The sequence below is a fragment of the Rhizobium sp. AAP116 genome (genome assembly GCF_001295785.1).
Taxonomy (GTDB): Bacteria; Pseudomonadota; Alphaproteobacteria; order Rhizobiales; family Rhizobiaceae; genus Allorhizobium.
Genome location: NZ_LJIB01000026.1, coordinates 254,894 through 280,249, shown reverse-complemented (window position 1 = coordinate 280,249; position 25,356 = coordinate 254,894). Strand labels below are relative to the sequence as shown.

The 25,356-nt window shown below is 62.1% G+C and carries 33 protein-coding genes and 1 pseudogene; 17 read left to right on the top strand and 17 right to left on the bottom strand.

All coding sequences use genetic code 11. The features are described 5' to 3' along the window. Positions 1 to 81 precede the first annotated feature (81 nt). The gene (locus IP85_RS16095; protein WP_054150681.1) at positions 82 to 825 is read left to right on the top strand and encodes a cytochrome c oxidase assembly protein; all 744 of its coding nucleotides are present in this window, start codon (positions 82 to 84) and stop codon (positions 823 to 825) included. Beyond that, positions 825 to 1,325, top strand: coding sequence for a CopD family protein (locus IP85_RS16090; protein WP_054150680.1), 501 nt, complete (start codon positions 825 to 827; stop codon positions 1,323 to 1,325). Before IP85_RS16095 ends, IP85_RS16090 begins: the two co-directional genes overlap by 1 nt. Here IP85_RS16090 and IP85_RS16085 read toward each other — a convergent pair. Next, positions 1,303 to 1,809 carry a DUF2231 domain-containing protein gene (locus IP85_RS16085; protein ID WP_054150679.1) on the bottom strand — a complete coding sequence of 169 codons (507 nt, stop codon included), beginning with the start codon at positions 1,807 to 1,809 and terminating at the stop codon, positions 1,303 to 1,305. The two genes, IP85_RS16090 and IP85_RS16085, sit on opposite strands and share 23 nt — an antisense overlap. A 42-nt stretch (positions 1,810 to 1,851) precedes the next feature. Between IP85_RS16085 and coxB the strand changes: the two genes are divergently transcribed. From coxB to IP85_RS16070, 3 genes are read left to right on the top strand one after another with little or no spacing between them, the layout of a single operon-like run. Next, a complete protein-coding gene (gene coxB, locus IP85_RS16080; RefSeq protein ID WP_054150721.1) occupies positions 1,852 to 2,550 on the top strand; it encodes a cytochrome c oxidase subunit II in 699 nt (232 codons plus the stop codon). Beyond that, positions 2,547 to 5,072 (top strand): cytochrome c oxidase subunit I, encoded by a 2,526-nt coding sequence (ctaD, locus tag IP85_RS16075; RefSeq protein WP_054150678.1) that lies wholly within the window; start codon positions 2,547 to 2,549, stop codon positions 5,070 to 5,072. Before coxB ends, ctaD begins: the two co-directional genes overlap by 4 nt. 1 nt (position 5,073) lies before the next feature. Further along, the gene (locus IP85_RS16070) at positions 5,074 to 5,409 is read left to right on the top strand and encodes a hypothetical protein (protein WP_054150677.1); all 336 of its coding nucleotides are present in this window, start codon (positions 5,074 to 5,076) and stop codon (positions 5,407 to 5,409) included. A gap of 164 nt (positions 5,410 to 5,573) precedes the next feature. Here IP85_RS16070 and IP85_RS16065 read toward each other — a convergent pair whose 3' ends face one another. From IP85_RS16065 to IP85_RS16040, 5 genes and pseudogenes are all read right to left on the bottom strand, one after another. Further along, positions 5,574 to 6,623 (bottom strand): HWE histidine kinase domain-containing protein, encoded by a 1,050-nt coding sequence (locus IP85_RS16065; RefSeq protein WP_082347755.1) that lies wholly within the window; start codon positions 6,621 to 6,623, stop codon positions 5,574 to 5,576. A gap of 106 nt (positions 6,624 to 6,729) precedes the next feature. Then, positions 6,730 to 6,969, bottom strand: coding sequence for a hypothetical protein (locus IP85_RS16060; protein ID WP_054150675.1), 240 nt, complete (start codon positions 6,967 to 6,969; stop codon positions 6,730 to 6,732). A gap of 564 nt (positions 6,970 to 7,533) precedes the next feature. Beyond that, positions 7,534 to 7,944, bottom strand: a pseudogene (locus IP85_RS22570) (DUF2155 domain-containing protein); the annotation flags it as partial. 107 nt (positions 7,945 to 8,051) lie between these two features. Next, on the bottom strand, positions 8,052 to 8,450 hold the full coding sequence (locus tag IP85_RS16045) for an NADH:ubiquinone oxidoreductase subunit NDUFA12 (protein WP_054150672.1): 399 nt from the start codon (positions 8,448 to 8,450) through the stop codon (positions 8,052 to 8,054). 108 nt (positions 8,451 to 8,558) lie between these two features. After that, positions 8,559 to 9,026 carry a GNAT family N-acetyltransferase gene (locus IP85_RS16040; RefSeq protein ID WP_054150671.1) on the bottom strand — a complete coding sequence of 156 codons (468 nt, stop codon included), beginning with the start codon at positions 9,024 to 9,026 and terminating at the stop codon, positions 8,559 to 8,561. 57 nt (positions 9,027 to 9,083) lie between these two features. On the opposite strand from IP85_RS16040, the gene IP85_RS16035 reads away from it, so the two are divergent. After that, entirely contained in the window at positions 9,084 to 9,518 is a 435-nt protein-coding gene (locus IP85_RS16035; RefSeq protein WP_054150670.1) for a hypothetical protein, read from the top strand. A gap of 27 nt (positions 9,519 to 9,545) precedes the next feature. Here IP85_RS16035 and IP85_RS16030 read toward each other — a convergent pair whose 3' ends face one another. Both IP85_RS16030 and gatB read right to left on the bottom strand, forming a co-directional pair. Then, positions 9,546 to 10,043 (bottom strand): GNAT family N-acetyltransferase, encoded by a 498-nt coding sequence (locus tag IP85_RS16030; RefSeq protein ID WP_054150669.1) that lies wholly within the window; start codon positions 10,041 to 10,043, stop codon positions 9,546 to 9,548. A 5-nt stretch (positions 10,044 to 10,048) separates the two neighbouring features. Further along, positions 10,049 to 11,554 carry an Asp-tRNA(Asn)/Glu-tRNA(Gln) amidotransferase subunit GatB gene (gene gatB / locus IP85_RS16025; RefSeq protein ID WP_054150668.1) on the bottom strand — a complete coding sequence of 502 codons (1,506 nt, stop codon included), beginning with the start codon at positions 11,552 to 11,554 and terminating at the stop codon, positions 10,049 to 10,051. 138 nt (positions 11,555 to 11,692) lie between these two features. On the opposite strand from gatB, the gene IP85_RS16020 reads away from it, so the two are divergent. Next, positions 11,693 to 12,028, top strand: a complete 336-nt coding sequence (locus IP85_RS16020) for a DUF1294 domain-containing protein (RefSeq protein ID WP_054150667.1) — start codon at positions 11,693 to 11,695, stop codon at positions 12,026 to 12,028. Here the strand turns inward: IP85_RS16020 and IP85_RS16015 are convergent. Then, positions 12,025 to 12,534 (bottom strand): GNAT family N-acetyltransferase, encoded by a 510-nt coding sequence (locus tag IP85_RS16015; protein WP_054150666.1) that lies wholly within the window; start codon positions 12,532 to 12,534, stop codon positions 12,025 to 12,027. The genes IP85_RS16020 and IP85_RS16015 overlap by 4 nt on opposite strands. A gap of 274 nt (positions 12,535 to 12,808) precedes the next feature. Here IP85_RS16015 and IP85_RS16010 point away from each other — a divergent pair, with 274 nt between their 5' ends. The 3 genes from IP85_RS16010 (at position 12,809) to IP85_RS16000 (ending at position 13,634) form a co-directional block, all read left to right on the top strand. Continuing rightward, complete coding sequence (locus tag IP85_RS16010; protein ID WP_054150665.1) at positions 12,809 to 13,066, top strand: YjhX family toxin; 258 nt, start codon at positions 12,809 to 12,811, stop codon at positions 13,064 to 13,066. 192 nt (positions 13,067 to 13,258) lie between these two features. Continuing rightward, on the top strand, positions 13,259 to 13,402 hold the full coding sequence (locus IP85_RS22565; protein ID WP_245280884.1) for a BrnT family toxin: 144 nt from the start codon (positions 13,259 to 13,261) through the stop codon (positions 13,400 to 13,402). Next, the gene (locus IP85_RS16000) at positions 13,377 to 13,634 is read left to right on the top strand and encodes a BrnA antitoxin family protein (protein ID WP_082347753.1); all 258 of its coding nucleotides are present in this window, start codon (positions 13,377 to 13,379) and stop codon (positions 13,632 to 13,634) included. Before IP85_RS22565 ends, IP85_RS16000 begins: the two co-directional genes overlap by 26 nt. Here the strand turns inward: IP85_RS16000 and IP85_RS15995 are convergent. The 4 genes from IP85_RS15995 to IP85_RS15980 all read right to left on the bottom strand — a co-directional run bounded on the left by IP85_RS15995 (position 13,631) and on the right by IP85_RS15980 (position 16,725). Next, positions 13,631 to 14,113: a GNAT family N-acetyltransferase gene (locus tag IP85_RS15995; RefSeq protein WP_156322925.1), complete on the bottom strand. Its 483-nt coding sequence runs from the start codon at positions 14,111 to 14,113 to the stop codon at positions 13,631 to 13,633. The genes IP85_RS16000 and IP85_RS15995 overlap by 4 nt on opposite strands. Beyond that, on the bottom strand, positions 14,107 to 15,588 hold the full coding sequence (gene gatA / locus IP85_RS15990) for an Asp-tRNA(Asn)/Glu-tRNA(Gln) amidotransferase subunit GatA (RefSeq protein ID WP_054150662.1): 1,482 nt from the start codon (positions 15,586 to 15,588) through the stop codon (positions 14,107 to 14,109). Before gatA ends, IP85_RS15995 begins: the two co-directional genes overlap by 7 nt. 78 nt (positions 15,589 to 15,666) lie before the next feature. Continuing rightward, a complete protein-coding gene (gene gatC / locus IP85_RS15985) occupies positions 15,667 to 15,954 on the bottom strand; it encodes an Asp-tRNA(Asn)/Glu-tRNA(Gln) amidotransferase subunit GatC (protein WP_054150661.1) in 288 nt (95 codons plus the stop codon). Positions 15,955 to 16,020: 66 nt separating this feature from the next. Further along, on the bottom strand, positions 16,021 to 16,725 hold the full coding sequence (locus IP85_RS15980; protein ID WP_054150660.1) for a metal-dependent hydrolase: 705 nt from the start codon (positions 16,723 to 16,725) through the stop codon (positions 16,021 to 16,023). A 147-nt stretch (positions 16,726 to 16,872) separates the two neighbouring features. On the opposite strand from IP85_RS15980, the gene IP85_RS15975 reads away from it, so the two are divergent. Both IP85_RS15975 and ruvX read left to right on the top strand, forming a co-directional pair. Then, positions 16,873 to 17,169: an alkylphosphonate utilization protein gene (locus IP85_RS15975; protein ID WP_054150659.1), complete on the top strand. Its 297-nt coding sequence runs from the start codon at positions 16,873 to 16,875 to the stop codon at positions 17,167 to 17,169. A gap of 13 nt (positions 17,170 to 17,182) precedes the next feature. Next, positions 17,183 to 17,680 (top strand): Holliday junction resolvase RuvX, encoded by a 498-nt coding sequence (gene ruvX / locus IP85_RS15970; RefSeq protein WP_054150658.1) that lies wholly within the window; start codon positions 17,183 to 17,185, stop codon positions 17,678 to 17,680. Here ruvX and IP85_RS15965 read toward each other — a convergent pair. Then, a complete protein-coding gene (locus IP85_RS15965; RefSeq protein ID WP_054150657.1) occupies positions 17,614 to 17,949 on the bottom strand; it encodes a DUF6105 family protein in 336 nt (111 codons plus the stop codon). The genes ruvX and IP85_RS15965 overlap by 67 nt on opposite strands. Then, positions 17,946 to 18,128: a hypothetical protein gene (locus IP85_RS15960; RefSeq protein ID WP_236759315.1), complete on the bottom strand. Its 183-nt coding sequence runs from the start codon at positions 18,126 to 18,128 to the stop codon at positions 17,946 to 17,948. Before IP85_RS15960 ends, IP85_RS15965 begins: the two co-directional genes overlap by 4 nt. 203 nt (positions 18,129 to 18,331) lie before the next feature. On the opposite strand from IP85_RS15960, the gene IP85_RS15955 reads away from it, so the two are divergent. Further along, positions 18,332 to 19,267 carry an AEC family transporter gene (locus IP85_RS15955; RefSeq protein WP_054150655.1) on the top strand — a complete coding sequence of 312 codons (936 nt, stop codon included), beginning with the start codon at positions 18,332 to 18,334 and terminating at the stop codon, positions 19,265 to 19,267. Here the strand turns inward: IP85_RS15955 and IP85_RS15950 are convergent. After that, positions 19,249 to 20,892: an acyl-CoA dehydrogenase family protein gene (locus IP85_RS15950; protein ID WP_054150654.1), complete on the bottom strand. Its 1,644-nt coding sequence runs from the start codon at positions 20,890 to 20,892 to the stop codon at positions 19,249 to 19,251. The two genes, IP85_RS15955 and IP85_RS15950, sit on opposite strands and share 19 nt — an antisense overlap. A gap of 217 nt (positions 20,893 to 21,109) precedes the next feature. Here IP85_RS15950 and IP85_RS15945 point away from each other — a divergent pair, with 217 nt between their 5' ends. From IP85_RS15945 to dprA, 4 genes are read left to right on the top strand one after another with little or no spacing between them, the layout of a single operon-like run. Further along, on the top strand, positions 21,110 to 22,066 hold the full coding sequence (locus IP85_RS15945) for an aspartate carbamoyltransferase catalytic subunit (RefSeq protein ID WP_006727609.1): 957 nt from the start codon (positions 21,110 to 21,112) through the stop codon (positions 22,064 to 22,066). Then, positions 22,063 to 23,355: a dihydroorotase gene (locus IP85_RS15940; RefSeq protein ID WP_054150653.1), complete on the top strand. Its 1,293-nt coding sequence runs from the start codon at positions 22,063 to 22,065 to the stop codon at positions 23,353 to 23,355. Before IP85_RS15945 ends, IP85_RS15940 begins: the two co-directional genes overlap by 4 nt. A 22-nt stretch (positions 23,356 to 23,377) precedes the next feature. Then, positions 23,378 to 23,989 (top strand): glycerol-3-phosphate 1-O-acyltransferase PlsY, encoded by a 612-nt coding sequence (gene plsY, locus IP85_RS15935; RefSeq protein WP_054150652.1) that lies wholly within the window; start codon positions 23,378 to 23,380, stop codon positions 23,987 to 23,989. Between the two features lie 9 nt (positions 23,990 to 23,998). Beyond that, positions 23,999 to 25,153 carry a DNA-processing protein DprA gene (dprA, locus tag IP85_RS15930; protein WP_054150651.1) on the top strand — a complete coding sequence of 385 codons (1,155 nt, stop codon included), beginning with the start codon at positions 23,999 to 24,001 and terminating at the stop codon, positions 25,151 to 25,153. Here dprA and IP85_RS15925 read toward each other — a convergent pair. Further along, a complete protein-coding gene (locus tag IP85_RS15925; RefSeq protein WP_054150650.1) occupies positions 25,106 to 25,339 on the bottom strand; it encodes a hypothetical protein in 234 nt (77 codons plus the stop codon). The two genes, dprA and IP85_RS15925, sit on opposite strands and share 48 nt — an antisense overlap. Positions 25,340 to 25,356 lie beyond the last annotated feature (17 nt).

Genomic DNA, 25,356 nt, shown 5'->3' with positions numbered 1-25,356 from the left:
CCCTCGCAGGGCAGCGGCCGAACGGAGGGTGCGCGTGCGCGGGGCAATGACCGACTTTGACGGCAATTCGGGACTGACATCATGAACCTCGATATCTATTGCGGCCCGGCGCCGACACCGGAGATGCTCTGGCGTGACTGGAATTTCGATCCGCCCCTGCTTGCGGCGATCGGTGCGGTTTTCGTGCTTCTGATGACCACGGCCAGCAATCCGCGGCAGCGGATGGCGGCCGGTGCTGCCCTTGTGGTGATGCTAATCGCCTTCGTCTCACCGCTCTGTGCGCTGGCGTCTGCGCTGTTTTCGGCCCGGGTCCTGCACCACATCCTGCTCGTCACGTTTCTGGCGCCGTTCATCATTCTTGCAATCCCGCCCAAGGCGCGTGAACGTCAGCCCCTGCCGGCGCAGCTCTCCTTTCTCGTGCACACGATTCTGATGTGGACCTGGCACGCCCCGGAGCCCTATCTCTTCGCCCTCTCATCGCCTGCCGCCTACTGGCTGATGGAACTGACGCTGATCGGGTCGGCGGTCTGGCTGTGGTACGACATTCTTTCGCCACGGCGCACGGTCGGGCCTTCGGTGGCACTTCTGCTCGGCACGACGATCCAGATGGGCATGCTGGGGGCTTTGCTGACATTTTCGCGCGAGCCGCTGTTTGCCGCGCATATGGACACAACGCATCCCTTCGGCCTCTCCCCGCCCGCCGACCAGCAGCTTTCAGGGCTTCTGATGTGGGTGCCGGCGGCCCTGCCCTATCTCTTCGCCGCTCTTCTCAAGCTGCGCAGTCTGTTTGCGGGACGAAGCTTCGACAGCGAGGCGCCACGCTGATGATCGCCCTCCTGAAATTCGTCCATATCGCAGCCATTGCCATCTGGACCGCCGGGCTTATCAGCCTGCCGAGCCTCTACGTCCAGCGGGCACATGTCGAAAACGACGATGCGCTCTACCGCATGCAGCGGATGACACGCTTTGCCTTTGTCGTGCTGATCTCGCCGGCGGCCTTCTTGGCGGTCGCAAGCGGGATTGCGCTCAGTTTCATGAGAGAGGTGTTTGCACCCTGGTTTTCATGGAAACTCGCCTTTGTCGGGCTGCTGGCCATCTTCCACGTCTTTTCCGGACTGGTGGTCATCCGGCTTTTCAGAAAGGGGGAAGTCTATCCGGCCTGGCGCTTTGTCGTGGCGACAGTGAGTTGCGGCGTCGTGGTGCTGGCGATCCTCATTCTCGTGCTCGCCAAGGAGGCGCCCCAGTTCACCCTGCCTCCGGTCATGTCCGAGCCGGGCGGGCTGAAGCGCCTTCTCGAACCACTCAATCCTTGGGCGACACCATGAGGCCGATTCCGTGATCGAAGATCAGCTTACCACCGTGCCAGCCGGCAACACCGGTCAGGACGGCCGCCAGAACCGAGAGCAGCATGCCATGCGGCAGAACGACATTGGGATCGATGAGCCGCAAGCCCCAGTTGGCGCCGGCAACCGAGATCAGGGTAATGGCCGCAATCGCATGGGCCCAGCTTGCGGCACGCGCGCGAATGCCGGGCACGAGCAAGAGCTCGGCCGTTCCGACCAGGCCCGCGGCGACACCGGCCCCAAACGCCGTGCCGGAGGACCAGAGGCCGACGCGCAGCCAGAAGGGGTCCGCCGTGAACCAGTAGAAGACATCGACGGCGAGCGTGCCGAAGACCAAGGCAATCGGGAAATGCACGCTCATGGCATGCAAGGGGTGACCGGCAACCGCGACGGCGGAGGTCTTGTCCTTTTCTTCCAGCTGTTCAATGACGGGATTGGCAGCGTCGGTCTGAGATGTTTCGGCCATGGGGGTTCTCCGTTTGCGGGGAAAAGGCCTGTGATCGGCGGAATGTTCCATCGCCTTGCGCCGCTCTCTCTGGGCGCGCTGTTTCTCACTTCCTGTTCCGGCGATCTCTCAGCGCTTGATCCCGCAGGGCCTTATGCAGGCGCGATCGCCGACCTCTGGTGGATCATGTTTTTCGGGGCCGGATTGATCCTTTCGCTGGTGCTCGTGCTTCTCGGCCTCGTTTTCTTCAGGCCCGGCTTCGGACGCAGCCTTTCACCCAAGGGCTGGATGATCGCCGGCGGGCTTTTCCTGCCTGTTCCCGTGCTGATCGCGCTGATGACCTATGGCATGGCGCAGGGGGAATATCTGATCGGCGCCTGGCAGAACGAGCCGGTGGTCGCCCGTGTCGAGGCGCATGGCGCCATGTGGCATTGGGGCTTCCGTTATCCGGATCTCGGGGATGGTGTCAGTACCGCCGGGACCTTGCATATTCCGGCCGGCGGCGTGGTGGAGGTGCGGGTCACCAGCGCCGATGTCGTGCACAGTTTCTGGATACCGAGGCTCGCCGGCAAGATCGACGCCGTGCCTGGGCATGAGACGGTCGTGCGCATCCGGGCCGATGTGCCGGGCCGCTATGGCGGCATCTGCGCCGAATATTGCGGCAACGGCCATGCCGGCATGCGCTTCACCGTCGAAGCCCATCCGCCCGAAACCTATCGCCAACGTCTCACAGCACTGTCCGCAGGAGTGTCCGCACCATGAACGATGCCAGACCCGAGACGGGCTATCAGACACCGGAAACGGCGATCCGGCTGCACCATGAGCTCGACGCCGTCTGGGGCTCGGGCCATGGCCTCGAGAGGCTGTCGGCGGTGAACCACACCGTTGTCGGCAAGCGCTTCATGGTGACGGCACTCGTGTTCTTCGCGATCGGCGGCGTGCTTGCCATGCTGATCCGGGCACAGCTCGCCTCGACCAACAGCGCCTTCCTCGATGCCGCCCAATATGCCCAGGTCTTCACGATGCATGGCGTCATCATGATGTTCCTGTTCGCCATCCCCTTCTTCGAAGGGCTTGCGATCTATCTCCTGCCGAAGATGCTCGGCGCCCGCGATCTCGCCTTTCCGCGCATGTCTGCCTATGGCTACTGGTGCTACCTGTTTGGCGGCACCTTCCTGGTCGCAGCCCTCCTCTTCGGCATTGCCCCGGATGGCGGCTGGTTCATGTATACGCCGCTCTCCTCGCGGCCCTATTCCGCCGGCATCAATGCCGATGTCTGGCTGCTCGGCATCACCTTCGTCGAGATCTCGGCGCTGTCGGCGGCGATCGAGATCATGGTGACGATCCTCAAGCTTCGGTCACCGGGCATGTCGCTCACCCGGATGCCGATCTTCGCCTGGTACATGTTGGTGGTCGCGGCGATGATGATCATCGGCTTCCCGCCGCTGATTCTCGGCTCCATTCTGCTGGAGGTGGAGCGGGCCTTCGACCTGCCCTTCTTCGACCCGACCCGCGGTGGTGATCCGCTGCTCTGGCAGCACCTGTTCTGGCTGTTCGGCCATCCGGAGGTCTACATCATCTTCCTGCCCGCGGCCGGCGCGCTATCGACCATCATTCCGGTTCTGTGTCGCACACGACTGGAAGGTTATGGTCTGATCGTGGCCGCCATCGTCGCCATGGCCTTTCTCTCCTTCGGGCTCTGGGTGCACCACATGTATACGGTGGGCATTCCGCATGTAGCGCTCTCTTTCTTCTCGGCGGCCAGTGCGCTGGTTGCCATCCCCACCGGCATCCAGATCTTCGCCTGGCTTGCCACCATGGCGCATGGCAGGCCCCGCTATTCCATCCCGATGCTGCATGTCTTCGGCTTCTTCTTCGTCTTCGTGGCGGGAGGCCTGACCGGGGTCATGCTGGCCATGGTTCCCTTCGACTGGCAGGCGCATGACACACACTTCGTCGTGGCGCATCTGCATTACGTGCTGGTCGGCGGCTTCGTCTTTCCGATGATGGCGGCCGCCTATTACTGGCTGCCGCACATCACCGGGCGCCAGCCCGTGCAGCACCTGTCGAAGCCCGCCTTCTGGCTGATCTTCATCGGCTTCAACGTCACCTTCTTCATCATGCACCTGACGGGCCTGCGCGGCATGCCGCGCCGGGTCTTCGAATACCCGCAGGCCGCCGGCTGGGAGGTCTTGAACTTCATCTCCTCGGTCGGCAGCTTCGTGATGACGATCGGTTTTGCGCTGGTGGCCCTCGACCTGATCATGCTCATTCGCCATGGCCGACCATTCCGTCGTGATCCTTGGGAAGCCGGCACGCTGGAATGGGCGACGCCCACGCCGCCGCCGTCCTATAATTTCGGCTCGTTGCCACACATCGACACCCGCGCCGATGCGCTCGCGCCGCGCAACCTCGGTCCGGAGCTCGCCGCCGGACGGGGCTATCTCGGCTTCATGCGCAATGGCTGGATGGAAACGCTCACCGTCGACATGGTGAGCGGTCGCCTCGACCATGTGGTCGTCCTGCCCCGCCCGACCTATCTGCCGCTCTGGACGGCGATCGCGACGGCCGCCTTCTTCGCCAGTCTGCTCGCCAAGATCTACTGGTTCACACCCGTCGCCTTCATGGCGGTCGTCATCCTCTTCTTCCTCTGGACGCCGGCGACGGGGCTGAAGCAGGATGTCGGCCCGCTGGAAGTCGGGCGCGGCGAGCGGGCTCTGCATCACCAGGAAGTGGCGCAACCGCCCTCGTGGTGGGCCGTGGTCTTTGCGCTCGCCGCCAATGCGACGCTCTACACGTCACTGGTCTTCGGCGCCTTCTTCCTCTGGCTATCCGCCCCCAACTGGCCGCCGCCGGATCTCGACTTCACCTTCGTTCTACCGTCGCTGATCGGTGCTGGCACGCTCGTCACAGCCGCCATCGCCGGACGGTTCGCCAATGGTCAGGCCGGTCGGACGGTCACGAGCCTCGCGGTGACGCTTGTCGCACATATGATCAGCGTCGGCGCGGTCGCGGTACTGCTGATGTCGATCCCGGCGCCAACCGGGCATGCTGCCTCTGCGGCCGCCTTCGCCGTGGCCGTTTACGTCGGGCTGCATGCGGCGATCGGCGCGGTGCTGGCGATCTACGGTCTGTGGCGCTGGAACAGCGGGTATATCGGGCCGTCACGCATGCTCGATCTGCGGATCGGGCGGCTGTGGCACGACTATACCGCCGTTGCCGGTCTGATCGGGCTCGCCTTCCCCTTCGTGTTGCAGAGCCTGACCGGGATCGGAGGGCGATGAGATGAAAGCATCCCCGTTCGTCCTGCTGCTCACAGGCTTCGTGATCTGGTCAGGCGCCTTCCTGCTTCTCTATGGGGTGCAGGCGACAGGATGCCATCTCGGCTGGCACCAGATCGATGTCGGCCCGACCTCGGCGCTGCGACTTTTGCTGGCGGTGATGCTCGTCATTGTTCTGGCACTGATCGGCGGTCTACACTGGTTTGCGACCAGGGCACTCACAGAGCCGCAAACCGATGAGGTCCGGCTGCTGCACAAGATCGGCGGAATGCTGCAGGCGGCCGCCCTGGTGGCGACCCTGATCACCTATGGCGGGGTAATGTGGCTGACCTTGTGCTAGAGGCTCGCCTCAACCACGCCTAGCTGCGACGATCTTGGCGACGCCGATCTTGCTCTCTTCGCTCATCTCTTCAAAGGCCCGCTTCGCCGTCGCCTGCGGCCATGACTCTCTCGCGCCCGTCAGAGCGGGTCAGCCGGCAGCTTGCGGGTCGTCATGATTCCCGCTTACTGCGGGATCGGCGCCCTCATCGTGCAGACGAGGCCTGCCGGATGGTATTCGACGCTGACCTGTCCGGCGAAATCGGCAGCGAAGATGCGCGAGATGAGCTTAGAGCCAAAGCCTTGCGTCTTCGGCTCATGCACATGCGGCCCACCACTTTCCTGCCAGACGAAGTGGAAAGCTTCGTTGGGATTGTCAGCCTTGCGATCGACCTGCCAGCGAATGTCAATCTTGCCATTGCCATCGGAAAGCGCGCCATATTTCGTCGCGTTGGTGGCAAGCTCGTGGATGGTCAGCGCCACCGTCAGGGCGTGTTTGGCGGTCAGGTCGAGATCGTGACCGGAAATCGAGAACCGCTGCTCGCTCTGCACATGCGGGCGCAGCGCGTTTTCGACCACGGCACGGATCGGCGCATCCTGGAGGGCCTTCCTCGAAATCATGTCATTGGCCTCGGCGAGCGCCTGCAAGCGGCCGGTAAAGGCATCGCGGCGATCGCGGATATCGTCGCCTTTCAGCGTCTGACGCGCGATAGCGCTAACCACGGCGAGCGTATTCTTGATGCGGTGTTGCAGTTCACCGTTCAGAAGCTCCAGCCGCTGCCGGGCGTCGGTGACTTCCGAGATGTCCTTGGATATCGACAGGATATGGGAGGGGCTGCCATCGACGTTGAATATGGGTGCCACCTGAACATCCCAGAAGCGGCTATTGCCCTTCACGGTGTTCGCTTCACCCACGAAGCGGGACGGCTTTCCGACAATGGCCGCTTCCACGGCCTGTCTGGCGGCGGTATTGCCATCGCCACTCCAGAGGTCCGGCCAGGGGCAGCCCTTGAGCGGCGCGAAATCGTCGACTTCCATGACCCGCTTGCCGCCTTCGCTCATGAATTGCAAGCGACCCTGGAGATCGAGCACCTTGATGCAGTCGCCGCAGCCACTCAGGACCGCCGCGAGAAGCGCATCGTTGCCGACCAATAGCGGATCAGCCGCCGTCAGTTCGCTAACCATGCTGTCAACGGCACCAGCCGTCGTTGTGGACCGCATCACAGGGTCAGTCATTTCAAATATTGGTCCAATTGAAAAAGAAAATATCCGGCTGAATCCTTGCTATCAAAAACGACAGGTGGCAACCCAGAAACGTCATGCCGGGGCCGTGAAGGCTCTGTCAGTTTACCGTCAGATCCGCCGTCTCGCCGAAGGCGATGATCAGCTTGGGACTGTTCATGTCGCCGCTCTCCTCGTCGACCTGAATGGAATAGGCGGCGACACCGAGGTGGCGGGCGGACATGGCGGTGGCGATCTTCTCGGCGGCGGCGGCGCTGGAGGCCTGGCGCATCTCGCCGGGCACGATATTGCCACGGTTCTTCTTGAAAGGAAGGACGATGAATTTTTCAGAGAGAGACATGGGTGAACTCCTGTTCGTTCGCCTCTTGTTCTCCCTATTGGGGAGGATGTCAACCGCGAAGCGTCTCGCCGTCGAGGCGCCCGCAGGGAGGCGCTGTCGTTTCCCGGAGAACCGCTGCTCTCAGGTCAAACTCTTGTTGAAGCCGGGCACCGCCCAAGCAGAGGAGACCGCATTACGGGAAAAGCAGGCGCGGCGCCCGGTGGTCTGGAAGCACAGCTATCGTGTCCGATTTGACCGACCTTGATCGCCTCAGAAGAGACCAACGCCCGGAGGCGGTGTCACCTGGGTCGGTGGCGGCAGCGGCTGGCCGCCCGGAATGAGATCGTCCTGCTGCAGACCGTCCTGCTCCGGCAGCGCGCCTCCGAAAACCTCATTGGGGACTTCCACCGGCGCATCGAGCGGCGGCAGGGCGGTCTGGTTGGGATCTACACCCGGCACAGTGGCCTGAGACGGATCCGTGACTGCCGCACCCGGCTGCGCGGAGGCTGCGGTCGGTGCCGGCGTAACGGCATCAGCAGTCTTTGCGGGTTCCGGCGCGGGCTTGGCGACAGCCTCGACACCCGGTGGTGCCGGGACTTCCGACTCGACCTTGCAGCCGGTCAGCCAGACGTCATAAATCGGGTGCTCGACGGCATTCAGCGCCGGGCTGTCAGCAAACATCCAGCCGGAAAAGATGCGGCGGATCTTGCGGTCGAGCGTGATTTCGTCGACCTCGATAAAGGCGTCGATCTTCTGCGCTTCCGTCTCGTCACGCGAATAGCAGACCTTGGGCGTCACCTGGAGGGCGCCGAACTGGACCGTTTCGTTGACATAGACGTCGAAGGTGGTGATGCGGCCGGTGATCTTGTCGATACCAGAAAACTCAGCGACGGGATTTTCGAGGCGGGCGGCATCAGCCTTGCCGGCAAGACCAAGCGACGCCGCGGCGGCAAGCCCGACAACCGGAATGGCCCATGCCCATGCACTCAACTTCATCGTCCCGCTCGCTTTCATCGATCCTCTTGCCCGTCTCGACCGGATGCCAGATACAAGAAGGGCCTCACGATAGAGGCCCTAATGCCGGATTATGGCCAAATCGGGTATCAGCTGCCCGGCGTCCAGGCATCGTAGTCGCCGGTGACGCGCGGACGCTCGCCGGTGGCGGAAATCGAGCCCTGCGGGCGATAGGCAGCAGCCGTGCCGGTCTGGTTCGGGCGATGCGCCTTTTCCCATTCGCGCGGCTTGTAGTCTTCCTTCGACGGCGGGGTATCGGTGCGGTAATGCATCCAGCCGTGCCAGCCGGAGGCGATCTTCGAGGCTTCGGCGTAACCGCTATAGATTACCCAGCGCTTCGGTTGACCCCAGCTCGTCATCGGACCTTCGTAATAGACATTGCCGAACTCGTCTTCGCCGACGCGCTTGCCGTGACGCCAGGTGAAGAAACGCGTGCCCATGGTCTGGCCGTTCCACCAGGTGAAGATCTGCAAGAGAAACTGCTTCATCGTGTATCCTTGGGCAATTAACGCAGGCCGCAGAACGGCCTTGTCGAACCTGTCTCGCTTATGCCGCCTCGACCGGCTGTTGTCCAGTGATTCCCCGTCGCACCCCCGTCATTTCAGCTTCAGCTTGAAGCCGATATGGGAGGGCGTGAAGCCGAGCCGTTCGTAGAAGCGATGGGCATCCTTGCGCACGGCGTTCGAAGTCAGCTGGACGAGGCGCATGCCGGTTTCGCGGGCATGCTCAATGGCAAAGTCGATCATGGCCGCGCCAATACCCCTGCCCCGCATGTCGGCCCGCGTCTGAACCGCTTCAATGATCAGCGAGGAAGAACCGAGCGCTGTCAGGGTGGTGGTGACCATCGTCTGGAAAGTGCCGACCACCTCGCCGTCGAGTTCCGCGACATAAAGCGTCTCGTTTGGAGACGCGGCAATCTTCCGGAATGCGGCGCGATAGTTGGGCAAAGCCTCAGGATCGGTCGTGTCGCCATGGCCGCCGAGGGGATCATCGGCAAAGAGGGAGACGATCGCCTCCAGATCATTCTCGGTGGCTTCTCTTATCTGCACTGATTGGACTTGCATGCCGCCCCCGCTGTTGCACTAGTCTCGTGCTCCATAGCGATCCGGGAGGACTTCTTGATGACAGTGATGCGGCGGCTGGTGACAATTCTGTGCGTAACTCTTTCTGCCATGGCGGCCGAAGCTCAGGAAGGCGGACGCAAGGCGATTGCCTATGTGCAGGCGCCGGAGATGAGCTCAGGGCTCTGCGCGGAAAAGGACGCGACCAGCGCAATCGACTGCGCCGTCAAGCAGTGCATCGCGGGCGGCGGAACGGTCGAGGCCTGCGAGGTAAATGCTGTCTGTTCCCCGGGCAACTGGAGCGTCGACATCTTCATGATGGCCGATGGCGGACCGCACTGGCACCAGTTTTCCTGCGGCTGGCAGACTAGGAAATTGGCGCTGAAGGCCGCAGAGCTTGCCTGCAGCAATGCCAAAGCGGACGGGCTTATCGAATGCACCGCCGTGCAACTGATCGACGAAGATGGCACGGTGACGGAAGCACCGTTCAACTGACTGTCGCGCAAGCAACAAAAAAGCCGCTCACTTGAGCGGCTTTTCCATGATCACAGCCTCGATCCCGCTGTCGGGACCGCCGCAATTCTTGGTACGGTCGACCTCGACGAAGTCATGTGCCTCGTAAAAGGCGATGGCGCCGGCATTCTGCGGCTCGACTTCCAGCCGCAGGATCTCGGCATCCGGAAAGCAGGTCTCGATCTCGGCGAAGAGATCGCGACCGATGCCCTGGCGCTGATGGTCCGGGTGGACATAGAGCTGATGCAGAATGGCGGTCTTGGTCAGCTTCTCGGAGATGGCCGCGAAGGCCATGCCGCCGATCCGCTTGCCGTCATCGGCCACGAGATATTCGCCGCCTTTGACGTGTATGCGCCGCTTGATCTCGGCCGGCGAATGCCAGGCCGCGATCAGCTCGGCGACCTTGGCCGGTCCGTAGAACCGGTCATAGGTCGCGTGGAAACTCTGCGTCAGCAAGGCGCGAAGCGGTTCGACATCCCGGTCGTTGGCCGTGCGGACGAAGAACACCGATCTTACTCCTCGACGATGCCGAGCTTGGCCTTGACGAGTGCCTGAACGGCCTGCGGGTTGGCCTTGCCGCCGGTCGCTTTCATCACCTGGCCGACGAACCAGCCGGCGAGTGTCGGCTTGGCCAGCACCTTGGCGACCTGGTCAGGGTTGGCGGCAATGATCTCGTCGACGGCCTTTTCGATGGCGCCGGTGTCGGTCACCTGCTTCATGCCGCGGCTCTCGACGATTTCCGCCGGGTCGCCGCCCTCGTTGAAGACGATCTCGAAGAGGTCCTTGGCGATCTTGCCGGAGATGGTCTCGGCCTTGATCAGGTCGATGATGCCACCGAGCTGGACGGGCGAAACGGGAGTCTCTTCAATGGCTTTGCCGGCTTTGTTCAAGGCGCCCAGCAGGTCGTTGATGACCCAGTTGGCGGCCGTCTTGCCGTCGCGGCCTTCGGCCACGGCCTCGAAATAGTCGGCGATCGCCTTTTCCGAGACGAGCACGGAAGCGTCGTAGACGGAGAGGCCGAGTTCCGCCACGAAACGCGCCTTCTTGTCGTCGGGCAGCTCGGGAAGCGACTTCTTCAGGTCCTCGACGAAGGCATCGTCGAATTCGAGCGGCAGCAGGTCCGGATCGGGGAAGTAGCGATAGTCATGCGCATCTTCCTTGGAGCGCATCGAGCGCGTCTCGCCCTTGCCCGGATCGAAGAGGCGAGTTTCCTGGTCGATGGTGCCGCCATCCTCGATGATCGCGATCTGGCGACGGGCCTCATATTCGATGGCCTGGCCGATGAAACGGATCGAGTTGACGTTCTTGATTTCGCAACGCGTGCCGAACTCGCCGCCGGGCTTGCGCACGGAGACGTTGACGTCGGCGCGCATCGAGCCTTCGTCCATGTTGCCGTCGCACGTACCAAGGTAACGCACGATCGAGCGCAGCTTGGTCATATAGGCCTTGGCTTCGTCCGAGGAGCGCATGTCGGGCTTCGACACGATTTCCATCAAGGCGACGCCAGAGCGGTTGAGATCCACATAGGACATGGTCGGATGCTGGTCGTGCATCGACTTGCCGGCATCCTGCTCCAGATGCAGGCGCTCGATGCCGATCTCGATATCCTCGAACTGGCCCTGACGGTCGGGGCCGAGCGAGATGATGATCTTGCCCTCGCCGACGATCGGGTCCTTGAACTGCGAGATCTGGTAGCCCTGCGGCAGATCCGGATAGAAGTAGTTCTTGCGGTCGAAGATCGAGCGCTTGTTGATCTGGGCTTTCAGGCCGAGACCGGTGCGCACGGCCTGGGCCACGCATTCCTCGTTGATGACGGGCAGCATGCCGGGCATGGCGGCATCGACCAGCGAGACATTGGAATTCGGCGCATTGCCGAAGACAGTCGAGGCGCCGGAAAACAGCTTGGAATTCGACATCACCTGGGCATGGACTTCCATGCCGATGATGACTTCCCAGTCACCGGTGGCACCGGGGATGAAGCGTTTCGGATCGGGCGTGCGGGTGTCTACCAGGGTCATCGGATGCTCGTGTCATGCGTGGACGTGTTGTCTCGTGAGGTAGAGCAATTGGGCCGAAGGTGCAAGACTTGTGGGATGTTGGCAAAGCGCCCCTCCGTTGACGGAAAAGGCACAATGACTGGCTAGACTTCGGTCGCCATGCCAACTGACACCGTCCTCACCCTTCTCGCGATCTTTGCCCTGTGGAACGGGATCGTGTTCTGCGTCTATGCCTTCGACAAGATTGCGGCCACGCAAGGGGCGTGGCGCGTACGCGAGGACACACTCATCCTGCTTGCGGTTCTCGGTGGCGGCCTGGGCGCCTTTGCCTGCCAGCGGCTCCTGCGTCACAAGACACGGAAAGCGCCCTTTCCTGTCCTGTTGCCGCTGATGGCGGGGCTGCACATTGTTATCATCCTGCTGATTGCACTCGTTCCAGACGCGGTCCTTCATACGGCGGACGAGGCTGCTCTTCTTTTGGAACGGCTCATCTAGAATTCCTGACCATAGCCGCTGCCGCCAGCATCGGACAGCGACTTGGACAGGCCGACCGACTGCACATCGCGATCGAGCTTGGGATTGTAGCTGACGGTAAGCCAGTTAACCTGATAGCCCTTTTTTTCGAAGAACTTCAGTGCATCGGTGTTCATCGCATGGGTCTGAAGGCGGGCGAGCGGGATGCCTTGTGCCCTGAGTTCATCCTCGACCGCCTCAAGCAAGGCAGTGCCGAGCCCCTGGCCTTCCAGATCCGGTTCGATCCAGAAATCGGTGATGTTCTCATCCATGTCTTCGCGCGCGGCCCAGCCGGCGAGAACACCGGAGACCTCGACGACGGTAATGGTGATCCAGCCATCTTCCGCGAAGCGCGCAAAAGCGTCCCGTGCATTGGCCGCCATTTCCTCCGCCTCGCCGACGGACGCCATGGCCTTGCGCCAGGCACGCATGCCGACCTCCGTCAGCAGCCTTGAATCATCCTTTCGTGCCTTGCGGATCGTGACCATCCTCACCTCGTCGTTGAGAATAGTAAAACATCGGTGATGATTCTTGGCCAGAGCGTGTGACATCGCGGTCATGGACGCCGCAAGGCGCATTGTGATATCAAAACACTGTCTACAGGAGTTTTGATGTTCGGTTTGTCCGAGACCCGGTAAAGGCCCTGCCCGCGCCCCTTCGAGGGAGCGATCGGCTAGGGCCAGAAAACGAAGCCCCGACGCCTTCAGGCGCCGGACCCGTTTTCATGCGCGTTTTCAAGCGCGCTTCTCCGGACATCACAACATGGATATTTCACGCACGGACCAGCGTATCCTTCATCTCATGGCCCAGGGCGGCTGGATCGAACTCCACCGCGACGACCGGCGCAAGATCGAGAAGGCCTTGTGCTTCTCCCGCGACGGCTGGCTCTATCCCGGCTTCGACATCGAACTCTTCCGCCGGCTGAAACGCCTGAAGGCGATCAGTTCGAAACAGGGTAAGCCCTATCGGATAACCGAACGGGGTTTAAGGCTCGTCAGGGCTGAGCTGGATAACCGGTGAGCTGGACGCGAGACTCTTGCCCGCCACTACATTCGTAGTTACACTTAAACATGAACTACGAGTGGGACGCCGCGAAGAATATCACCAACCAGATCAAGCACGGCATCTCCTTTGAGGAAGCACGGCTGATCTTCGAGGGGCGATGTTCTGACCGGCGTCGATGGGCGTCGCGATTATGGTGAAACCCGCTACGTGAGCATCGGCGCAATCCAGGGATTGATCGTGATCGCCGTCATACATACAGACCGCGATGGCACCACCCGCATCATCTCAGCCCGTCTCGCGGACCGCAGCGAAAGGCAAAAGTATCATGACCATCTCGGCCGCTCGTCTTAAGGAGCTTCAGTCCCGTCCGGACGCAGAGATTGATTACAGCGATATCCCGGAACTCGATGACGCGTTCTTCGAGACGGCCGTCCTCGTGACACCATCCGCTAAAACGCAGATCACGGTCCGGCTCGATAGCGACGTGCTTGACTGGTTTCGACAGCAGGGCAAGGGGTATCAGACGCGGATGAATGCGGTATTGAAGGCCTATATGGAAAGCCAGCGTCGGCGCTCGCGCTAAAACACCAGCTGCATCTTCACCTTGTCGACCGCCATGCCCATGGACGGCGAGTGCAGCATGCCGCGCCAGACGATGGTGAAGCCCAGATCCTTATACAGCCGGATCGCAGCTTCGTTGGCGGCGTGCGTGTCGATCCGTGCGCGTTTCAAACCTTCGGCGCGCATCTCGCGCAGCAGCCTCGAGACGAGCGCCGAGCCGATGCCGAGGCCCTGATGGGCGGGGCTCACCCAGAGATCGGAGATGTAGTCACGCGCACCGTCACGGGCGATCCAGCCCGCAATTTCGTCGCCGAGCTCGCCGATCGTGATCAGGCTGTAATGCTCATGGGCAAAATGGCGGAAGCTCAGGCGAATGCGAACCATCATGTCGACGCCGAAGGCATTCAGCACGGGGTTGGCGGCCCAGGCGTCGAAACCGACACGGCCGACGCTATCCGCATCGGCCGCCGTCATGTCGCGGATGACGAAGTCCTTTACCACCACTTGGCCGGCGTGAACTTGCCGGCAGCCTGTTCGATGACATGGGCCGTCTTGAAGAGGGTTTCCTCCTCGAAGGGCTTGCCGATGACCTGAAGACCGAGTGGCAGGCCCTTGGCATCGAGGCCGGCGGGAACCGAAATACCCGGCAGACCGGCCATGTTGAGCGTGATGCTGAAGACGTCCTGCTGATACATCTTTACCGGATCGGCCGCGAGTTCCTTGTCGCCGATCGCGAAGGCAGACGACGGCGTGATCGGCGTCAGGATTGCGTCGACGCCGGCTTCGAAAGCGAGTTCGAAGTCGCGCTTGATCAGCGTGCGGACCTTCTGGGCCTTCAGATAGTAGGCGTCGTAGTAGCCGGCGGACAGCACGTAGGTGCCGATCATGATGCGGCGCTGGACTTCCTTGCCGAAGCCTGCTGCACGGGTCTTTTCATACATGTCGACAATGTCCTTGCCGTCGACGCGCAGACCGTAACGGACGCCGTCATAGCGGGCGAGGTTCGACGAGGCTTCGGCAGGTGCCACGATGTAATAGGCCGGCAGCGCGTATTTCGTGTGCGGCAGGGAAATATCGACGATCTCGGCGCCGGCCTCCTTGAGCCAGGCAATACCCTGTTGCCAGAGGGCCAGGACCTCTTCCGACATGCCTTCGATATGGTATTCCTTGGGAATGCCGATCTTCATGCCCTTCACCGAGCCGCCGATGGCCTTTTCGTAGTCCGGAACCGGCAGGTCGACAGAAGTCGTATCCTTCGGGTCAACGCTGGCCATGGATTTCAGAAGGATCGCAGCATCGCGGACGTCGCGAGCGATGGGACCGGCCTGATCGAGCGACGAGGCAAAGGCGACGATGCCGAAACGCGAGCAGCGGCCGTAAGTCGGCTTGATGCCGACGGTGCCGGTCAGAGCAGCCGGCTGGCGGATCGAGCCGCCGGTGTCGGTTGCCGTGGCACCGGCGCAGAGGTGCGCGGCAACGGCTGCGGCAGAGCCACCGGAGGAGCCGCCGGGAACCAGCTTCTCATCCGACCCCTTGGCCTTCCACGGGTTGACGGCAGGACCGTAATAGGAGCTCTCGTTCGACGAGCCCATGGCGAATTCGTCCATGTTGAGCTTGCCGAGCATGACAGCGCCGGCATCCCAGAGGTTCTGGGTCACGGTCGATTCATACTTCGGCTTGAAGCCGTCGAGGATGTGGCTGCAGGCCTGGGTATGCACGTCGCGGGTGGCGTAGAGATCCTTGACGCCGAGCGGAATGCCTTCGAGCACACCGGCCTTGCCATCCGCGATGCGGGCGTCGGATGCCTTCGCCATGTCGCGGGCAACATCCGGGGTCACGGCGACATAGGCGTTCAGATCGTTATTCGCACCCTCGATCGCGGCGAGATAGGCGTCCGTCAGTTCGACGGCCTTGATCTCCTTGGCGGCGAGTTTCGCGCGGGCTTCGGCGATGGTGAGGCTGATCAATTCGCTCATGGTCGGTTCACTTCAAACTGTCGGCGGGCCGGCAGGCCCTCAAGAAACGGGAGGCGCTCTCAGGATGCGGACGGCGTCTTATTCGACGACCTTCGGCACCTGGAAGAAATTGCGATCGGTGGCCGGCGCATTGGCGACGATGTCGTCGGCCTTGTTACCGTCGGTGACGACGTCTTCACGCTTCTTCATGGCCATGGGGGTGACCGAGGTCATCGGCTCGACACCGGTCACATCCACTTCGTCGAGCTGCTCGACGAAACCGAGAATGCCATTCAATTCCCCGGTCATGCGTGCAGCATCCTCCTCGCTGACAGCGATGCGGGCAAGGCGCGCGACGCGCTTGACGGTGGCGAGGTCAACAGACATGGCATTCTCCGGATAAGCTGTTTTCTTCGCTATAATGGCCGTCAAGCGCCGAAGCAACGGGGTTTGTCAGACCTCGATGGCCGTTCCGGCCTGCGGGGTCGCCACACGGGTGCGCGTTCCATCCATGCCGGCGACGAATTTCTCCGGCGTCTGGTCGATGATCGGGAAGGAGCCGTAGTGGCAGGGGATCGCCGTCTTGAAGTCGAAGAAGCGCTGGCAGGCCAGTGCCGCCACCGCGCCGCCCATGGTGAAACGGTCGCCGATCGGGACGATGCCGACATCGGGCTGATGCAATTCGTGGATCAGCTTCATGTCGGAAAAGATGTCGGTGTCGCCCATGTGGAGCACCGAAGCTTCGTCGTCGAAATGCATCATCAAGCCGTTGGCATTGCCAAGCGCGTGCGACACGCCGTCTTCGGTGATCTGAGCGGAGGAATGCAGGGCGTTGGTGAAGGTCACCGTGAAGCCCTCGAAATGGATGGTACCGCCGGTATTGCCCATTTCCAGCTTATCGACACCCTTGAAGCCAAGCCAGGCGGCGAGATCGGCATTGGCGAGGACGGTCGCGCCGGTTTCCTGGGCAAGTTGGACCGTATCGCCGACATGGTCGCCGTGACCGTGGGTGAGCAGAATATGCGTGACCCCCTTGGTCATTTCCTTCCGGTCGAGACCGGCGAAGCCTGGATTGTGGGTCAGAAAGGGATCGATGAGGATCGATGCCTTGGCTGAATCGAGACGGAAGGCGGCGTGGCCGAGCCAGGTGATTTTCATGCGTTGAGTCTCCGGTCCTTGAATATGGTCTGCAATATATGGCGAGCCGCTCCGTCGGCAACGGTCGCGCCGAGTTGCTTCTATGCCTATGCTGGTCTAAGCGACCAGCATGACAGCCGTAACGCTGAGTGCAAGAAAGGAACCACCATGGCCGATGACGACTACGTGTATGACGAGGCGACCGGCGAATGGCGTCCGGCGTCCGAAGTTGCAGCGGCAGCCGCGGCCAAGCCCGTCGCCCGTGACGCGTCCGGGACGGAACTTGCCGATGGCGATTCGGTGGTACTGATCAAGGATCTCAAGGTGAAGGGTGCAGGCCAGACGCTAAAGCAGGGCACTGTTATCCGCTCAATCAGACTGACGGATGATCCCGAGGAAATCGACTGCCGCTTTGACGGGATCAAGGGTCTGGTGCTCAGAACCGAATTCGTACGCAAGCGCTGATCGGCGAGACAAGATGGCCACGCTGACGATTGAGGAACTGGCAGAACGGTTGAAACCCGGCGAGGCGATCGCGGGGCTCGACCTGGGAACGAAGACGATCGGGCTTTCGGCTTCCGATCTCGGTCGCCGCTTTGCCACCCCTCGCCCCGTGATCAAGCGGGTGAAATTCACGCAGGATGCAGAGGTTCTGCTCGCCTTTGCGGCGAAGGAGAAGATTGTCGCCTTCGTCATCGGTCTGCCGGTCAACATGGACGGCTCGTCGGGCCCGCGCGTCCAGGCGACACGGGCCTTCGTGCGCTCGATGTCGGAAAAGACCGACATCCCCTTCGTCTACTGGGACGAGCGGCTGTCGACGGTCGCGGCCGAAAGAGCGCTTCTGGAAATGGATGTCTCCAGGGCAAAGCGCAGCGAGCGGATCGATTCCGCCGCGGCGAGCTTCATCCTTCAGGGGGCGCTCGACAGGCTCTCAGGGCTTGCCCGCACTTCGGACAATTCCGCCGACTTCGCCTGACGGGCGGCCCACCAGGCCCTGATCTGCTTGCGACGGCGGAAGCCGATGATCGCGAACAGGATGAGGCTGTCGACGATGATGGCGCGCAGCACCAGCGGCGGTATTGTTTCAGGCGCAATGCCGAGGACGTTGCCATAGATCTGGAAGACCAGATCATGGGCATCCCGCGTCAGCATGAATATGCCGAAGCTCATGTCGTAGTAGGACAGACCGTACCAGGCGCCGAGGATCGTGATGGGCAAAGCCCACAAGAGCAGAAGTGTCTTCATGCCGTTTCCGCCTTTTGATCAAACGACAAATCATTTGCCGCCGGCCAGTTTTCCACCAGCCATTTCAGGGAAGCCATGACGGACAGCACGGCAGCCGGGACGGCGATATCGAGCGCCAACCCCGAGAAAAATACCATCATCATGATGGTCGCTACCGGCCGTGAACCAGCGTCCGTCACCACTCTACCCTTTAACGTCTGTCCCGTGCAAAAGGTGGCCTGTTCGACACGAACACGCAACGTAAACCCTTTGTTAAGGTTAACGCCGCCTGTGGATGAGCAGTTACAGCCACTTGGCCGAAAATGTCGCCGGGACACGATTTTCGATTGAAAGCAGGGGTTGCCGGGTCTACCCCTCCCCTGCCCGCCATCCTGGACCTGCCATGCTCATCATCTTCGAAAGCATCCTGCCGATCTTCCTGCTCGTGATTCTCGGGGTCGTGCTGAAACGCACCAGGCTCATCAATGAGAGCTTCTGGAGCGGGCTTGAGCAGTTCGGCTATTTCGTTTTGTTTCCGGCCCTGCTTTTTCAGACGCTATCGACCACCGACTTCTCGTCGCTCGACAGCGGAAGCGTCGGATTGGTGTCGCTGCTCGCGGTCGGGGTCATGACCGCACTCGTTCTTGCGATCTGGCCCCTGCTCAAGGCGCGCGGCATGGGCGGGCCTTCCTATACCTCCGTGTTCCAGACATCGACGCGCTGGAACGGCTTCATGGCACTCGCCATCGCGGAGAAGCTGACGGGACAGACTGGCCTCTCCGTCATCGCCATCATCATGGCGTCGATCATCGTACCGCTCAATCTCATCAATGTCGGCGTGATGGTCTGGTTCTCCGGCGAGAGTCGGGGCTTGAAGACCTTCGTCGTCCGGATCGTCACCAATCCAATCATCATCGGTGCCTTGCTGGGTGTGCTCGTGAACTTTGCGGGGATTTCGATCTATGCGCCTGTCATGACCGCGGTCGACCTGATTGCCAGCGCCTCGCTCGGGCTGGGTCTTGTGACCGTCGGCGCAGGTCTGCGGGTCGCGGATGCCCTCAAACCGCAGCCGAGCGTGCTGATGACGGTCGTGCTGAAGCTCCTGGTCTTTCCGGTTGTCGCGGTGCTGCTCGCTCTAGTTTTCGGTCTCTCAGGCGAAATCGTCGTGATGATCGCGCTGGGTGCCGCAGTTCCCACCGCGATGAACGGCTATGTGCTGGCCAAGCAGATGGGTGGCGACGCCGATCTCTACGCGGCAGCGGCGACCGTGCAGACGGTCGCAGCCTTCTTCACGATCCCCGTCGTGCTCTATCTCGCCGGTCAGGCAGCCGGCGGATAGAGGAGATCGAGCACGTAGCGCGAATCGAATCGCGCATCGAGCACGCCGTAGGTATGGCGCCATCCACCCGCGAGGCGTGATTCGAGGAAGGCATCGGCGATCTTGCCTGCACCCAGACGATAGAGCTCGGCGGCACCGGCCGCGAGCGCCAGCTGCTCGATGAGCAGGCGACCGGCGGCTTCGTCACGCTCGGCAAGCGCCGTTGCAGCGCGCAGGACTTCGACGGTCTTCTTGCCGGAGGGGCCGAGATCGCGCTCAAGGCCGGCAAAGAGTGTTTCGAAGAGATCCTTGCCACGGCTCAGCACGCGCAGAACATCGAGCGCCATGACATTGCCGGAGCCTTCCCAGATCGCATTGACCGGTGCTTCACGGTAATGCCGGGCGATCGGGCGCTCCTCGACATAACCGTTGCCGCCGATGCATTCCATCGCCTCATAGATGAGACCCGGTGCGATCTTGCAGATCCAGTATTTGGCAACCGGCGTCATGACGCGGGCATAGGCCGCATCAATGGGACTTTCGCGCGCCTTGTCGAAACTGTCGGCCAGACGGAAGGCGAGTGCGGTCGCTGCCGCGACATCGAGCGCCATGTCGGCGAGCACGCGGGTCATCATCGGCTGGTCAATGAGGTTCTTGCCGAAAACCATGCGGCCGCGCACGTGATGGACGGCCTCGGCCATCGAGGCGCGCATCATGCCAGCGGAAGAGAGCGCGCAGTCGAGGCGCGTCAGCGTCACCATGTCGAGGATGGTTCGCACGCCATCGCCGGGCGTGCCGAGAAGAAAGCCGAAGGTTTCGGAGAACTCGACTTCGGAAGAGGCGTTGGAGCGATTGCCGAGCTTCTCCTTCAGGCGCTGGAATTCAAGGCCGTTGGCAGAACCGTCCTCGAGCAGGCGCGGCACGAGGAAGCAGCCCATGCCGTCCTTGGTCTGGGCGAGCATGACGAAAGCGTCGCTCATCGGGGCTGACATGAACCACTTGTGGCCTGCGAGGCGGTAGATCCCCTCGCCTACCCGTTCGCCCATGGTCGTGTTTGCGCGCACATCCGTTCCGCCCTGCTTTTCGGTCATGCCCATGCCGATGGTGACGGCACTCTTCTGCATCGGCGGCTTGTTGCTGCTGTCGTATTTGCGCGACAGAATGCGCGGCGTCCATTCCTTCTGGACAGCCGGCGAAGCGACGAGGGCTGCGACCGAAGCGCTGGTCATGGTGAGCGGGCAAAGATGGCCCGATTCGAGCTGGGCGGTCAGGAAGAAGCGGACGGCACGGGCCTTGTGTTCATGGCCACGGGCTTCCGGTGCATTTTCCCAGACGGAGGAATGCAGGCCTGATGCCATCGAGCGGCGCATCAGGGCGTGCCAGGCGGGGTGAAATTCGACGACGTCGAGGCGTTCGCCACGCACGCCATGGGTTCTGAGCTGCGGCGGGCTGGCATTGGCCATGCGCGCCAGTTCCTGGGCTTCCGGCGAGGTCACATATTTGCCGATGACATCGTATTCCTCGCGCAGCGGGCGTGACAGCGAGGATGTAAGATCGACGAGAAGCGGATCGGACCGATAGGCATTGATGCCGGACCAGGGCTTGGGCTGGTTCAACGCTGCGAGTTTTTCTTCAGTCCGGTTCATCAATCCTGCCGATCTTGAAAGGAGACATGCGCTGGCCCGCCAACGCTTCGTCTTCGTCATTCCATTGCGGTCGGAGCATCCAGGGCGAAATCTGCCGGTGTTCCCTACCGTTCATTCGCTCCTATTACATGGGGACCGTGCGTCAATCCACCTAGCATGTGCTTGCCCGGCCCGATCCCACACTTTATAGACCGCGTGACATCTCAGGAGGACGTCCATGGTCTTCTTTCCCCATCGCCATCTCATCGGCATCAAGGGCCTTACCGAGCAGGACATCACGTTCCTGTTGGACAAGGCAGACGAAGCCGTCAAAATCAGCCGCCAGCGGGAGAAGAAGACTTCCACGCTGAGGGGCCTCACCCAGATCAACCTCTTCTTCGAAGCGTCGACGCGCACGCAAGCCTCGTTCGAGCTTGCGGGCAAACGCCTTGGCGCCGACGTCATGAACATGTCGGTCGGCAATTCCTCGGTGAAGAAGGGCGAAACGCTGATCGACACGGCGATGACGCTGAACGCCATGCGGCCGGACGTGCTGGTCGTGCGGCACTCGTCTGCCGGTGCGGCCGCCCTTCTCGCGCAGAAGGTCGCCTGTTCAGTGGTCAATGCCGGTGACGGACAACACGAACATCCGACCCAGGCGCTGCTCGATGCGCTCACAATCCGCCGCGCCAAGGGCAAGCTGTCGCGCATCATCGTCGCGATCTGCGGCGACGTTCTGCATTCGCGTGTGGCGCGCTCCAACATCCTGCTGCTCAATGCCATGGGTGCCCGCGTCCGCGTCGTGGCTCCCGCCACGCTTCTGCCGGCCGGGATCGCCGACATGGGCTGCGAGGTCTTCCATGACATGAAGGAAGGGCTCAAGGACGCAGACGTCGTCATGATGCTGCGCCTGCAGCGCGAGCGCATGTCCGGCTCCTTCGTGCCTTCGGTGCGGGAATACTTCCACTTCTATGGCCTTGATGCGGAGAAGCTGAAGGCTGCCAAAGAGGATGCGCTCGTGATGCATCCGGGCCCGATGAACCGCGGCGTCGAGATCGCCTCCGAAGTTGCGGACGGTCCGCAGAGCGTGATCGAAAGCCAGGTCGAGATGGGCGTTGCCGTTCGCATGGCCGTGATGGAAACGCTGCTCGTCTCGCAAAACCAGGGTCCGCGTTCGGAGGGAATGGGCGCATGAAAAAGCCGCTTGTCCTCAAGAATGCCCGCATCGTCGATCCCTCGCGCAAGCTGGACGAAATCGGGACCATCATCGTCGGCGCAGACGGCAAGATCCTTGCCGCTGGCGCCGACGCCCAGAACCAGGGCTCGCCCGAGGGCGCTGAGATCCGAGATTGCCGGGGCCTCACCGCCATTCCGGGTCTCGTTGACGCTCGCGTCTTCGTCGGCGAGCCGGGGTCGGAGCATCGCGAGACGATTGCGTCCGCAAGCCGGGCGGCTGCGGCCGGTGGCATTACGTCCTTCATCATGATGCCGGAAACGGATCCTGTCATCGACGACATCGCGCTCGTCGAGTTCGTCAAGAAGACGGCCCGCGATACGGCCGATGTGCGCGTCTATCCGGCAGCGGCTCTGACCAAGGGCATGACCAGCGCCGAGATGACAGAGATGGGTCTCCTGCAGCAGGCCGGAGCCGTTGCCTTCACCAATGGCCGCTACGGGTTGAACGACAGCCAAGTTCTGCGCCGTGCCATGACCTACGCCCGCGAATTCGGCGCCGTGATCGCCCTCGAAACGCGGGAGAAGTATCTCGCGGCCAATGGCGTGATGAACGAAGGGCTGCTTGCAAGCTGGCTCGGGCTTGGCGGCATCCCGCGTGAGACCGAACTCATTCCGCTGGAGCGCGACCTCAGGATCGCGGCGCTGACGCGGGCCAAGTATCACGCCTCGCAGATCTCTATTCCTGAATCGGTCGAGGCGATCGAGCTCGGGCGCAAGCGCGGTGCCAAGGTCACCTGCGGCATCTCGATCAATCACCTGAGCCTCAACGAAAACGACATCGGCGAGTACCGGACCTTCTTCAAGCTCTATCCGCCGCTGCGCTCGGAAGACGATCGCATGGCAATGGTCGATGCGCTGGCCAAGGGGCAGATCGACATTATCGTTTCCTCGCACGATCCGCAGGACGTCGACACCAAGCGCCTGCCTTTCGGCGAGGCCGCCGATGGTGCCATCGGCTTGGAAACCATGCTCTCAGCAGCGCTCCGCCTGCATCACGCGGGCCAGGTACCGCTGATGCGGCTCATCGACGCAATGTCGACGCGTCCAGCCGAAATCTTCGGGCTGCCCGGTGGCACGCTGAAGCCGGGTGCGCACGGCGACATCGCGCTTGTCGATCTCGACGAGCCGTGGCTCGTGTCGCGCGACAATCTTCTTGCACGCTCGAAGAACACGCCTTTCGAAGATGCCCGCTTCTCGGGCCGGGCCGTTGCGACCTATGTTGCAGGCCAGTGCGTCCACGCGCTCTAGACTAAAGAGGACAGGTATACCCATGATCGACATTTCCGCCCTCGGCTGGGGCAATCTCGCAATCGTCCTCTTGTTCGGTTACCTGCTCGGCTCCATTCCCTTCGGCCTCGTGCTGACCAAGATGGCGGGCCTCGGCGATCTGCGCTCGATCGGTTCGGGCAATATCGGCGCGACCAACGTGCTGCGCACCGGCAACAAGAAGCTGGCGGCCGCCACCCTCCTTCTCGATGCACTGAAGGCCACGGCTGCGGCCCTGATTGCGCATGCGGTCTTTGGGCACAACGCTGCTCTCTTCGGCGGCTTCGCAGCTTTCATTGGTCACCTTTTCCCAGTCTGGCTGGGTTTCAAGGGCGGCAAGGGTGTCGCGACCTATATCGGCACCTTGCTCGGGGTTGAGCCTCGGATGGTTCTGGTCTTCGCTATCGTCTGGCTCGCGGTCGCCTTCATCACCCGCTACTCTTCGTTGTCCGCGCTCGTCGCCACACTTGTCATTCCGGTTGCATTGTGGATACTTGGGGTTGAAGAGGCTGCAGTCGTGACGGCGGTCATGACCGTCATCACTTACTGGCGTCACAAAGAGAATATCGGGCGGCTGATCGCGGGAACGGAAAGCAAGATCGGCAAAAAGGGCTAGAGGAAAGCCATGGGGTCAGGAAGCGCAAGACGAAAGGGGATTGCGCTGACGGACCGCCAGAGGATCGCCTGGCTGAGGCTCATCCGCAGCGACAATGTCGGCCCCGCAACCTTTCGGGACTTGATCAACCACTTCGGCTCGGCCGAAACGGCGCTCGAAGCCCTTCCGGAACTCTCGAGGCGCGGCGGATCGACCCGCAGCATTCGTATCGCAACCGTCGGTGAGGCCGAGCGCGAAATCGAGACGGCCTCTCGTTTCGGCGCCCGCTTCATCGGGATCGGCGAGCCCGACTATCCGGCAGCGCTCAGACAGATTGACGCAGCCCCTCCCCTGCTTGCCGTCAAGGGCGACCTAGACGTCGCGACCCTCCCGGCAGTCGGCATCGTCGGATCGCGCAATGCCTCGATCAGCGGTGCGAAGTTCGCAGCGATGATGGCGGGGGAGATCGGGCGTGCCGGCTATGCGATCGTGTCGGGCCTTGCCCGCGGCATCGACGCATCAGCGCATCGGGCCAGCCTCGACACCGGCACGATTGCGGCCATGGCGGGCGGTCTTGACCAACCCTACCCGCCCGAGAATGTCGATCTGCTGGACCAGATCTGCAGCGGTCGCGGCCTCGCAATTTCCGAAATGCCCTTCGGCTGGGAACCGCGGGCACGGGATTTTCCCCGACGCAACCGGCTGATCGCCGGCGTGGCTCTGGGTGTAGTGGTGATCGAAGCGGCTGCACGCTCCGGTTCGCTGATCACCGCAAGACTTGCGGGAGAATTCGGTCGGCAGGTCTTTGCCGTTCCCGGCTCACCACTCGATCCGCGCTGCGAGGGCACCAACGGCTTGCTCAAGGATGGGGCGACCGTCACCACCAGACCACAGGATGTGCTGCAGGCGCTGGCTCCGATCTCCGAGCTCGATCTCTTCAGTCCGAACGAAGCAGACGAGCCTGCTGACGAGCCCGGCGAGAGACCGCTTGCACCTCCGCCGAATGACAACGAACGCCTCGTCATCGTGCAGGCGCTTGGCCCGACGCCTGTCGAGATCGACGATATCATCCGCCATACAGCCTTGCCGGCGTCTTCGGTCTATCTGGTCTTGCTGGAGCTCGATATTGCCGGACGGCTAGAGCGGCATGCGGGAGGGTTTGTCTCGCTGAGCATGATGGATTGAAAGCGCACGACGGCCGGACTGGACATCGCCGGCTTCGACATAGGCCATCTCGATCAGATAACAGAGCATCTCGGCGCCTTCATTTTCGGCAACAAGCCGCAACTCGGCGAGCATCTGGCGGATGTAGGCGATGTTTTCCATCGTGCGGGTTCCGCGACCGTTCGTGTCGGCTGTGTCTCGTGCCATCGCATTTGTCCGTCTTC